We start from the raw sequence: 11651 nt of genomic DNA on the forward strand, positions 1-11651 counted from the left end.
CCATTACTACAATCATCAACGAATCAAGGTAAAATTAAAAGGCATGAGCCCGGTAGATTACCGGATTCATGCCCTCAAGGCTGCCTAATTAAATACAGTGTCTAACTTTTTGGGTTCACTTCAAAGTTCCGGCTCTCTTTTTGTTTGCAAACAATCATTCTTTGGTGACCAATTTCAATGGAACCGATATTGTGTCATCCACTTTGTCACCTTTTAAGATTTTTTCAGCCGCATTAACCGCTTCTTCACCGATAAGTGCCGGTTGTTGGGCGATTGTAGCTTTTAGTTCACCTTTTTCAACTGCTTTCAATGCATCATCATTTCCGTCAAAACCAACCACGATAATGTCTTTTCCTGCTGCCTTGATTGCTTCAATGGCTCCTAGTGCCATTTCGTCATTATGAGCGAACACCGCTTGGATGTCTTTATTACCTTGCAGGATATTTTCCATGACGTTAAGACCTTTTGTCCGGTCGAATTCTGCCGTTTGACTTGTCAGAACATCTAATTGCTTGTCCGCAATATTGTGGAAGCCTTCCCCGCGTTCACGAGTTGCAGATGCTCCAGATACCCCTTCAAGCTCCACTACTTTCGCTTTTTCGCCAAGCTCTTTAACTAGATATTCTGCAGCCATTTCACCGCCAGCCACATTGTCGGAAGCGATGAACGTTTCAATGTCACCTTCGTCTGAAGAACGGTCAATCGTGATAACGGGAATGCCCGCATCATTTGCATCTTGAACGGCTGAAGTTATTGCCGCAGAGTCAGTAGGATTCACAAGAAGGACATCAACCTCTTGAAGAATTAAATCTTCAATTCCGCTAATCTGTTTTGCTGTATCATCTTGGGCGTCAACAACTGTAACTTTCATGCCTTTTTCTTTTGCTTCTTTTTCAATACCATCTTTTAAGGAAACGAAGAATGGATTGTTTAAAGTTGAGATGCTGACTCCGACTTTCACGTCTTTCATGGAGTCTTTCTTTTCTTTTTTATCATCTTTTAGACCAGAATCCATTGAACAGGCAGCTAAGACCATTAAAGAAAGAACCATGATGATCGATACTATTTTTTTCATTGATTACACCTCTTCTTATGATTTTTTACGGTCAAGTAAGACCGCGATTAATATAACTGCACCTTTTACCACTTGCTGGTAAAAAGAGGATACACCAAGTAAATTCATGCCGTTATTCAAGGTACCGATGATCAGGACACCCACCAGCGTACCGAACAACCGCCCTTTACCGCCTGAAAGGCTCGTTCCACCTAGCACCACGGCTGCGATGGCATCCATTTCATAGGATTGGCCTGCCGTTGGCTGTGCCGAATTCAGACGGGATGTTAAAATGGCACCGGCAATTGCTGCCATCGTACCGGCCAGACCGTATATGGCCACTTTGACTCGGTCCACTTTAATCCCCGAAATACGGGAAGCCCTTTCATTTCCGCCAATGGCATATGTTTTACGGCCAAATGATGTTTTATGAAGCAGGAACCATAGGATGAAAAAAGCGATAACCATCACAACGGCTGGTACAGGCAGTCCGAGGAAGTAACCTCTCCCAAGCATTTGGAACATTTCAGAATCACCAATTCCAGTAATTGGCTTACCATCGGTATATACAAGCGTTAATCCACGGAAAATCGTCATGGTGGCCAGTGTTACGATGAAAGGGGCCATTTTCCCTTTTGAAACGAGAATCCCATTGATTACACCCATTATTGCACCTAGTAGAATGCCTACTAATATTGCTAAAATCGGATCTAATCCCGAGACCATCATACCAGCCATAAGTGCGCTGGATAGAGCTAAAATGGAACCGACGGACAAGTCGATGCCACCTGTCAATATGATAAAGGTCATCCCAAATGCAATAAGTGCATTGATGGAGGTTTGACGCAATAAATTCAAAATATTATTCGGTTCCATGAATGATGGATTTAAAACGGTTATTACGATGAATAATAGTACCAAGGCGAGTAAAGGTCCAAATTTCTGCCAAATCCCGCTTTTCCCTGTTGCCTCAAGTTTCATCCTAGTTCCCTCCTGTCGCCAATGCCATAATTTTTTCTTGCGTCGCTTCCTGCTTTAACAATTCCCCAGCAATCTCACCTTCGTGAACCACAAGGATTCGATCACTCATTCCAATGATTTCCGGAAGTTCTGACGAAACCATGATGACTGCGATGCCTCGCTCCGTCAATTCATTCATCAACTCGTAAATTTCACGTTTTGCACCAACATCTATGCCTCGGGTCGGTTCATCCATAATTAAAACTTTAGGGGAGGTGCCGATCCATTTGGCTATTACCACCTTTTGTTGATTTCCTCCGGATAGATTGCCGATGATCGTTTCAGCAGAAGATGTCTTCACATGAAGTCGCTTGATCATCATTTCGGCAAAGTTTATTTCATCTTCCGTTTTTACGATTCCGCTAGGAGCAAAACTCTTGAGATTCGGCAAGCCAATATTTTCCCTTACAGAAAAGTCCAGGATCAATCCCTCTTCTTTACGATTTTCCGTAATGAAAGCCAGGCCGTGTCGAACTGCATCCGTTGGTTTTCGTATGGAAACTTTCTTGCCTTCAATGGTAATTTCACCGCTGTCTATTTGGTCGACCCCGAACAGGGCGCGCATTATTTCTGTTCTGCCTGCTCCCATTAATCCGGCTACACCGACAATCTCACCTTGCCGAACCGCGAAATGGATATCTTCAAAAAGCCCCTTTTTAGTTAAACCTTTTACATCGAGGACTATGTCGCCAGGATTCGCTTCACGATGAGGAAAACGATCCTCCAGCTCCCGCCCGACCATTTTTTGCACGACTTCATCAAAATTTGTATCTGCAATTCTTTTCGTATCGACTGTTTTTCCGTCACGCATTACAGTGATCCTGTCACAAATGGCGAATATTTCTTCCATTCGGTGAGAAATATAAACAAGCGATACACCCTTATTGGTAAGTCCCTTCATCACTTCAAAGAGCTTTTCTATTTCTCTATCAGTTAAAGCTGCTGTGGGCTCGTCCATGATGATGACTTCCGCATCCGTCATCAACGCCTTGGCGATTTCAATCATTTGCTGTTCCCCGACAGAACAAAGTCCGGCTTCCTTATCAAAAGGAAGGGAGATATTAAGCGTTTTAAAAATCTCCTTTGCACACGCTTTCATTTGTTTATTCTTTAAGACACCGAAAGGATTAGACATTTCCCTGCCGATAAACAGGTTCTCTAGCACGGTCATTTCAGGCCAAATATTCAATTCCTGTCGAATAAACGCCATTCCCGACTCTTCCGCTTCCTTTGAATCCTTGAATGAGGTTTCTGTGCTGTTAATCTTAATCGTTCCTTGATCTTGCTTATGCAGCCCAGTCAAAATGTTCATCAAGGTTGATTTCCCTGCTCCATTTTCCCCCATAAGCGCGTGGATTTCCCCGGCTTCCAAAGAAAAATGAACACCTTCCAATACCTTGTTTTGACCAAATGCCTTATAAATATTGTGCATTTCGATTTGCATGCCTTTCACCTCTTTTTAAAAGAATACTCCAGATTGCAATATGCAATTTGAATACGGCGTTGTCTCTCCTGTCCGGATTATTGCCTTTGCGTTACTTGTCAGCTTTTTAAATTCCTCATGGGAAACATATTCAATGGGTTCTCTGAATTGCTGCTCCATATATTGATGCTGCTCTGGATTTTTCTCCTTCACTTCAGTTGCGGCAATAACTTTTTCAACAACCATATCTTCGTGAATGGCCCGAACGACATCTTGAAATGATGGTGTTCCAGGCGTTAACGCTAAATCTATCTTAGAAACTCCTGGAGGCACCGGGAGTCCGGCATCACCTATGACTATATAGTCCGTATGACCAAGGTCAACAAGGACCTTGGCTATTGAACTATTGATGATTCCTTGACGTTTCATGCTTCAAGGCCCCTTTCGACTTCTTCCCTTGTCGGCATGCCACCTTGAGCTCCTAACTTCGTCACAGAAATGGAGGCTGCCCGGTTCGCGAATAACAAACATTCGTCATAGCTTTTCCCTTCTGCCACAGCCACCGCGAAAGCTGCATTGAATGTATCTCCTGCGCCTGTTGTATCCACTGCTTCCACGACAAAGCTAGGAACAACCTTTTCTTCATGGCCATCAAAATAACGGACGCCATTTTTTCCTTCGGTAATGAATAATTTATTCGGATATTCAGTCAAGACCTTCGTTTGTTCTCTCCCATTGAACAGTATTTCGAATTCATGCTCATTCGGCGTGAGGAATGCTGCCTGTTGAATGACTCCCTCACTTAGCTTACGGGCTGGGGCTGGGTTCAAAAGCAATTTCTTTTGAAGCTTGTTACACAATTCAGCCAGGTATTCCACCGTTTCTTCAGGTATTTCCTGCTGAACCATGACGATATCCGCTTCCTCAATGACCTTTATCGCCTTTTGTACATATTCAGGCGTAATGAAATCGTTCGCTCCTTTTACGACAATAATACTGTTATCCCCTTCTGAAAGGGTAATGTGGGCGGTTCCGGAGGCAGACCCTGTAACCGGTTCCACATACTTCGTATTTACATGATTTTTTTTCAGGTTTTCTAAGATGATTTCCCCATAAAAATCATCTCCTACGCATCCTATCATCGATACTTCTGCACCTAGACGGGCTGCCGCAACAGCCTGATTGGCTCCTTTTCCTCCAGGAACCGTTATGAAAGAATCTCCTAGAACCGTTTCCCCTGCTATAGGACGCTTAGTTGATGTGACCACTAAGTCCATTGAAGAACTTCCCACTACTGCAATTTTAATCATGGCTTTTCCGCCTTCCTTCTCGTTGTTTCTCTTTCCACAAAAGAAACAGGGAGTTTTTTGTGTGTTTCTTCTATTTTTTCCTGATTGATCTTTTTAATAAGTAATTCCGCTGCCTGTGCCCCCATCTCATAGGCTGGCTGACGTATGGTCGATAATGGCGGGTGCAATAACGTAGTGAAAGCAATATCATCATAGCCAATCAATTGTATATCTTCTGGTATCCGTATACCCCTTTTTAAAATCTCTTGCAAGGCGGCTGCCGCAACAATATCATTACAGGCAATGATTCCATCAGTTTCCGGATAAAGCTCGAACAGTTTTTCTACACAAGCTTGTCCACCTTGAAGGGTAAGGGAAGAATCCATGACTTGCACATTCACTTTTGCTAGTGTCAATTCCTCCAATGCAGCCTTGTACCGTTCAAATACAGGTTTTATTTCGACTGGACCCCTAATAAGAACGATATTTGAACTGCCTCTATCAAGCAGTACACGAGCTGCCAGCTTACCGCCTGTCTTTTGATCAGAATAAACAGCTGGTAATTTCTCTGCTGTACGGTCGAGAAGGACAACTGGAATTTCCAGGTTATCGAAATTTTCATTGGCCTCTTCACTAGTTGAAGCAATCATGCCCACTACATTATTCTGCAGAAACGTGTCAATATATTCTATTTCTTTATCTCTCTTTTCATCGCTATTTCCAAAAATTAACCGATATCCAAATTGCTGCAGATAATCTTCTACACCTCTTGCCATTTCCGGGAAGAAGGGGTTCGTAATGTCCGGCAAAATCAAACCAACCAATTTGGATTTACGTTTGTAGAGGGATCTTGCTACTTCATTCGGTTTATAATTTAGTTTTTCTACAGCTGCCATGACCGCCTTTCTTGTGTCCTCATGTGCATAACCGCTGCCATTCATAACTCTAGAAACCGTTGCGACAGAAACTCCCGCTTCCTTTGCAACATCCCGAATCGTTGCCAATATATCACCCTCAATAATTTTGTGTAACCGTTTACACAATAGCTTATCACCAATTTATATGAACGGCAAGCCCTATTCCAAAGATAATTTTTAGGCAATTTGAACCAACGAGGATAACACAATGCTTTTTTAAGCGTACATTTAATATTTATCGAACTCTATCGTTTCTTTGCGTTACGCCTATATAGGCTTTATATCTCAAAGTTGATTGGATAGAGAGTGCCTGGAGTGGAAATCAACGTTCGGATTTTTACAAACCCTCAAAAAAACTGTAGACGTACTCAATTATTATCGAGTATGTCTACAGTCTGAAACTGCTCAAAGATCTGAGCCAATTTAACTTTATTGCGTTTTTGCAGGTAACTTTTCATAAAGGGCATTATTCACATACCCAAACTCAGATGCATGAGGACGATCCTCTCCATCGCTATATCCGTATTGAAGCATCCGATTTCTATTCAGGCAAAGCTTTGTTAATTTTGGCGCAAAGAAATTGAATGTATCAAAACGATCCTGTAACATAGGGAATTTTTTCTGATGTGAAAGGATTGTTTGAGCGACACCCTCCCAAAAAACATTCTCATCCAAAAGGGACCTCTTCATCAGAAGTGTTGACAAATATCGGAAATGACAGATGAATAGTCCCGTGAAAATGAATTGAACCAGCCCCTCGGGAGTTTCACTTCTCAGTACTTTTCTTAAATCATCAGGAAGGCTGCTTAATTCTGGAAGCGGCTGATCACTGACGTTTACATCATCCACAAAATCCTTGATGGCTAAACGGTGTGGCTTGTAATCTTTCAAAACTAAAATGGTATTTTGACCATGCGGCGAGAAGACCAATCCATATTGATAGATAAAATGTAATAATGGTGAAAGAATGACGTCGAATAATTGTGCTGTCCAGACTTCTGCAGTCAATCCGGATTTTTCAATAAGGCTTTCCACATATGGTTTCCCTTTGCTGTCCACATGTAAAAGGGACGCAAGCGTAATCGGCTTTTCGCCTTCTTCCATATAACTGTAAATGCTTTCTCTCCAAATTCCACCGAGCATCTCTAAATATTGGTAAGGTACATTCTCTAGCTTGGAAAAATACGGGTGATCTACGTTTAAACTGGCCACTTCACCAGGAAGCACTACTTTGCATTCTTCCTTCAAGAATGAATCATTTTCATAAATGTTCTTTATGTACGTTGTAATTTTTGGGGCAATGACTGTGCGCTCCGCTGGTAATCCACGGTAAACTAGCGTATTTAAAATGCTCATCGGCAGCTTGACGTGATGTTTATCCTTATTCGATACATTAACGAATGTCCGAATGGACTGTTGCGGCAGATACTCATCAGGTCCATTTCCCAAAGCTACAATCAGCCCTTTAGCCAAATCATCGGTAAAGTTCTGGATGATTACATTCTTCCACTGCCATTCATGGACGGGGAGATAGAAATAGTTTTCTGCGTTCAGCCCTTTCTCTGTCAATCTTTTTGCAAATGATTTTTGGGTTTCACCATCCAGTTCATTCTCCATCAATTGCTTATAGGATAGCGTTTCGATTGAATTGAACTCACCCCTCGTTTTATGTACAGCAATCCAAGATAACTGAACTTCTTTCTGGTTTTCTGGAGCAAACTTCAAATAATCATCAAAACCGAAACCGATTCTTCCTTTGTTATAAGCAATCCAAGGGTGACCGCTCATTTCTCCTTCAAGTAACGCATAATCCAGTTCGACTAAATCATCCGCGTCCTGTTCAGGCTTGGATAGTAATTGGAGATCCGCAAGCAGCGTATGATGGAATTCCTTGATTAAATGTCCTGTTGTTTCTGCAGTCATCCCAATTAACGGCTGGATGTCTAAAATGAATTGAATAGCATCAGTGGCCTGTGTTAAACCTCCCGTTTCACATACCTGGATCGAATCAGCTTGTACATCATAGCTGTCAAAAAGACGGGGCGACGCCAAAAATTGATAAGATTTCCCCTCATTTATCTTTAACTCATATAGGTTTCCTGCTGCATTTTCGTTCAAGACAGCTGGATGGATCATATCTTCATACATATATTCAGAAATCATCTTAGCTAGCAGTTTTTGGTTTACTATCGACCATTTTTTTTCCGAAACTGCCTGTTCCACTTCATTTATGAACTGCATATAATGCTCCCCTTCCCTTCTCTTAGTAAGCCATGACTGGTGATTTTACACGGAATGACTGAAAAGCACCCTTAGGCTCGGATGGATAAACTTCTTTACCTGCTAATTGATTGATAATAATGGAATTTCTGAATGCCCCTAAGCCGAGATCCGGAGCACCCACGCCATGTGTATGCATCTCGCCATTTTGAATAAACAGGTGATTCGGCGCAGATATGGCCGTTCCTACCCGATAGTCTTTCGTTATTGCAAGACGCCCCAAGTCATCACGGACTATAAGGTCTTCCATGGTTTCAAGGAATGCTGGAAGGGTTGATTTATAGCCCGTTCCAAAAACAATCGCCTCTGAGTCCACATCAAATTCGCTATCTTCCACCCACTGTCGGCATTTCACTCCCCAGCCAGTATCAGTGGGGGTTACCGCCGTAACTTCCGTCATGGCCCGAAGTTCAATGGAAAGTTCGGCATTTCCAATCGACTTTTCATACATCTTGTCAAAAATGGCTGCAATTGTCGTAGCGCTGATCCCTTTATACAATAAATCCTGTTTCGGCAGAATTTCATCCTTCTTTTCCTGTGGCAGCCGATAAAAGAAATCAAGGTAATCCGGAGTGAAGTATTCCAACCCAAGTTTTGAATATTCCATAGGGAAAAATCCCTTAGATCTTGTATACCAGTTTAACTGGTAGCCATATTTCTCCTGCTCATTCAGCAGATCCAGAAAGACCTCGGCTGCACTCTGTCCAGATCCGACAACCGTAACGGATTTTTTCTTTAAGATATTTTCTTTATTCCGTAAATAATCGGCCGAATGCAGGATACTCTCTCCCATATATGGATGAAAGGCCGACGGAACGGTCGGGGCGCTGCCAACTCCCATGACCACATGACGACTATAATAGACTTCGATCTTTTGTGTTTGTGCATCCCTTACACTGATTTGATAGAAGGGTTCATCTTGATCCCCTATATATTCAACCGCCTCCACCGCTTTTCCAAAACGGCAGCTATCTAGTTGATGGGCAGTCCAACGGCAATAGTCGTTATATTCTTTTCGTGGAATCAAGAATTTTTCAAGGAAGTAGAAATGATAGAGCCGATCATGCTGCTGTAAATAATTCAGGTAACTATAAGGGCTTGTCACATCTGCCATGCTAACTAGATCAGCAAAGAACGGTACCTGCAAAGTCGTCCCTTCCAACAGCATCCCTTCATGCCAATTAAATTCCTGCTTTTTCTCAAAAAAGACGGCATTCAACTCTGGGGTTTTCTCCAAAAGGGCCGCAAGCCCAAGGTTAAACGGACCTATCCCTATTCCTACCAGGTCATAGATAGATTGTTGCTTCTCCATACTTCCACTTCCTCTCGAAATTCCCTCGTGTACATGACATCAGTAATGCCTTTTTGTCAGGGAGCTCAATTTCTTTAATTGGGGTAAACCCGCACTTTTCAAATAAGTAAATCATTTTTTCATTTCGAATATCCGGTTCAGCCATCACTTTGCTTGTGGTTGAAGTCAGTAGTTGGAATTTCACCATCGCACGTAAAAACGGCAAAGCCAGTCCTTTTCCTAGATAATCCGGATCACCAATGAGTAAATGAATACCTTGATCTCCCTCTTCGGATTCATAATAATCTTCAATGATATCGCCTTTTACCCAATACGATTCCCAATAGCTCATGGGGATTGAGTCCAGGCATCCTAAATAGAGTGTTTGGTGTGCATCAGCCAATGCCTTTTTCAAATGGACGGCAAATTTTTCTTTTGTGAAATTTAAATTCCAGTAGGGTATCACATGTTCTTCATGCATCCATCCATGCAGGGTATCAATATCCCTTTCAAATTCAACTTTGACAAATGAAAGCTGTTGATTATGGTCCTTCAGCATTTCTTCATAACTATTTTTCATAGACGGCCATAACCCCCTGCGCGAACGGATTTTCAATCGTTGTATAAACGGATTGCGTCTCAAGTGAACCAACAAGTTCATCCATATCATGAAATCGCGTCAGTAAATTGGCCTTACAAGATAATTCCCGGGCATGAAGCAACTTTGAAACAACTCGATTCAACCCTTCATCTTCGCTCTCCCTGCTGCTTGCTTCCAGCTGTTCCTGAACGAGCTGTAACAGGGTTTTCTCTGATACTAATCCTTCCGTACCAAAATTATTGATCAAGCCTAATAAGTGATTAAAAAAGAAATAATATTGCAGTCTTTCTTCAGCGACTTCATCAGAACAAATCGTGAAGCTTTTTTCACTTAGTTCAGGCAAGATCTTCAGCAGCCTGTCCACTTTGGACTCACAATAGTAATACCCTTGATTATCACGATAATAATAAGTGGATGGATACCCATCTTGAAGTTGGATGATGGAATTTTGCTGATGGGCTTCTAAAACAATTCCATACTCTTCAAATAGCCAAAGCATCGGTTTTAATGTCATTGACAGATAGGTTTTGAACCAATCCTTACTTACTTCTTCGGTACTGCGGTTTTCTTCAGCTGATAATTTGCGGATGATCGCTCCAAGCCTTGACGGTGCACCGTAGGCATTATCCTGACATAAGCCGGCAATCAGGCTTGCTTGTTTATTATTTTCATAAAAAGGGTTTTCCCGAATATCAACATCGAATCCTGATTCCTGCTCAGTCGTTTTGATCGTTAGATAAGCAGGGTCCTTTATAATTCGGAAGGAAGGGTGCCGTTCTTTTAGATCGTCGCCCACTTTAGAATCTATTAATTTTGCAATTTCCACACCACGATCTAATTCTTTTTGTAGATTTGCACGTAAAGAATTTGTGATTTTAACCGGAACGGAAAATTTGTACATATATCTCGATGTGGCACTATATACCGTTCTAAAGGAAGAGGTAGCCGTGAATTTTTTCCCAAGAGGTCCCGCATAAACTAGTGTTCCTTGCTCGATTAGCTTCTTGACCTCTTCTTTTTCGATAAGCACTTTTGCCTGAAGCGGATGTGCTGGGATGATGATATAACGGCTTTCCTTTTGGCAATGCGTTGCACGGAATTCACTTGAAATTTCCAAGTCACCAGCTAATTCCTGTTTAATGATCTCACTTGCCGATCGGACTTCACTAGAATCTTGGATGACAATCGAAGGTTCCGCCAGGAAGTAGTGCAGCTGAAACTCCCCTTTTAATTCGGGTGAATAAATCCATTCATCTTTTTCAGAAATGCCCTGCTTACTTTTCGGTGTCGGGTGGAACAGGTGCCCGAATAAAAGCGACTGCTCTGCTTCAATGTAGGTAAAATCAGGACTTTGAAGTGCATCAATGTCTTCTGTCCTGGCTTCAACATATCGTTGAATATTTTGGCTGCTTAGGATGACACGCAGCATCAATTCATCTTCACTATCCGTTCGGCCCTGCTCATTCAATAATTCTTTGGAAACAATCGAGACCATTGTCACGTAATCTAATTCATGCACTTGTTTGGATGCCGTTTGGTAGTATATCGGGAAGTTGAAAATATGACGCCCCGTTTCAGACCAATATTTAAGCGGAACAAGCAAAGCAATATCTTGGGATATGAGCTTACTGACCAATAATGATGAATCCTGTATGGATCCCTCCAAATTTGGCCAGTTTTTCATTTCTTCTAAACTGCAATTTCCGGTTTCCCGGAAATAGCAATTCAGAAAGCTTTGCATCGTCGCCCTTTCAGCTATCTGCTTTCCATTCATCT

11 protein-coding genes are annotated in these 11651 nt (G+C 42.1%); 1 reads left to right on the forward strand and 10 read right to left on the reverse strand.

Going from position 1 to position 11651, the window contains the following annotated elements:
- Positions 1-88, forward strand: an 88-nt coding sequence (locus tag ACFWE9_RS04710; protein ID WP_377355861.1) for an IS3 family transposase, incomplete at its 5' end; no start/stop codon positions are given.
- Positions 89-154: 66 nt separating this feature from the next.
- Here ACFWE9_RS04710 and rbsB read toward each other — a convergent pair.
- The 10 genes from rbsB to ACFWE9_RS04760 all read right to left on the reverse strand — a co-directional run bounded on the left by rbsB (position 155) and on the right by ACFWE9_RS04760 (position 11649).
- Entirely contained in the window at positions 155-1075 is a 921-nt protein-coding gene (gene rbsB / locus ACFWE9_RS04715) for a ribose ABC transporter substrate-binding protein RbsB (protein WP_230161660.1), read from the reverse strand.
- Between the two features lie 15 nt (positions 1076-1090).
- The gene (locus ACFWE9_RS04720) at positions 1091-2035 is read right to left on the reverse strand and encodes an ABC transporter permease (protein ID WP_141992385.1); all 945 of its coding nucleotides are present in this window, start codon (positions 2033-2035) and stop codon (positions 1091-1093) included.
- Position 2036: 1 nt separating this feature from the next.
- A complete protein-coding gene (locus ACFWE9_RS04725) occupies positions 2037-3518 on the reverse strand; it encodes a sugar ABC transporter ATP-binding protein (protein ID WP_377355819.1) in 1482 nt (493 codons plus the stop codon).
- Positions 3519-3533: 15 nt separating this feature from the next.
- On the reverse strand, positions 3534-3926 hold the full coding sequence (gene rbsD, locus ACFWE9_RS04730; protein WP_230161658.1) for a D-ribose pyranase: 393 nt from the start codon (positions 3924-3926) through the stop codon (positions 3534-3536).
- Positions 3923-4807 carry a ribokinase gene (gene rbsK, locus ACFWE9_RS04735; RefSeq protein WP_230161657.1) on the reverse strand — a complete coding sequence of 295 codons (885 nt, stop codon included), beginning with the start codon at positions 4805-4807 and terminating at the stop codon, positions 3923-3925. Before rbsK ends, rbsD begins: the two co-directional genes overlap by 4 nt.
- Positions 4804-5790, reverse strand: a complete 987-nt coding sequence (locus ACFWE9_RS04740; protein ID WP_230161663.1) for a LacI family DNA-binding transcriptional regulator — start codon at positions 5788-5790, stop codon at positions 4804-4806. The genes rbsK and ACFWE9_RS04740 overlap by 4 nt, the downstream gene beginning before the upstream one ends.
- A gap of 342 nt (positions 5791-6132) precedes the next feature.
- Positions 6133-7944: an IucA/IucC family protein gene (locus tag ACFWE9_RS04745; RefSeq protein ID WP_377355822.1), complete on the reverse strand. Its 1812-nt coding sequence runs from the start codon at positions 7942-7944 to the stop codon at positions 6133-6135.
- A gap of 22 nt (positions 7945-7966) precedes the next feature.
- Positions 7967-9295, reverse strand: a complete 1329-nt coding sequence (locus ACFWE9_RS04750; protein ID WP_377355824.1) for a lysine N(6)-hydroxylase/L-ornithine N(5)-oxygenase family protein — start codon at positions 9293-9295, stop codon at positions 7967-7969.
- Positions 9270-9854, reverse strand: a complete 585-nt coding sequence (locus ACFWE9_RS04755; protein ID WP_230161654.1) for a GNAT family N-acetyltransferase — start codon at positions 9852-9854, stop codon at positions 9270-9272. The genes ACFWE9_RS04750 and ACFWE9_RS04755 overlap by 26 nt, the downstream gene beginning before the upstream one ends.
- Complete coding sequence (locus ACFWE9_RS04760) at positions 9844-11649, reverse strand: IucA/IucC family protein (protein WP_377355826.1); 1806 nt, start codon at positions 11647-11649, stop codon at positions 9844-9846. Before ACFWE9_RS04760 ends, ACFWE9_RS04755 begins: the two co-directional genes overlap by 11 nt.
- Positions 11650-11651: the final 2 nt, after the last annotated feature.

Source organism: Peribacillus sp. NPDC060253 (assembly GCF_042727425.1).
GTDB lineage: Bacteria > Bacillota > Bacilli > Bacillales > DSM-1321 > Peribacillus.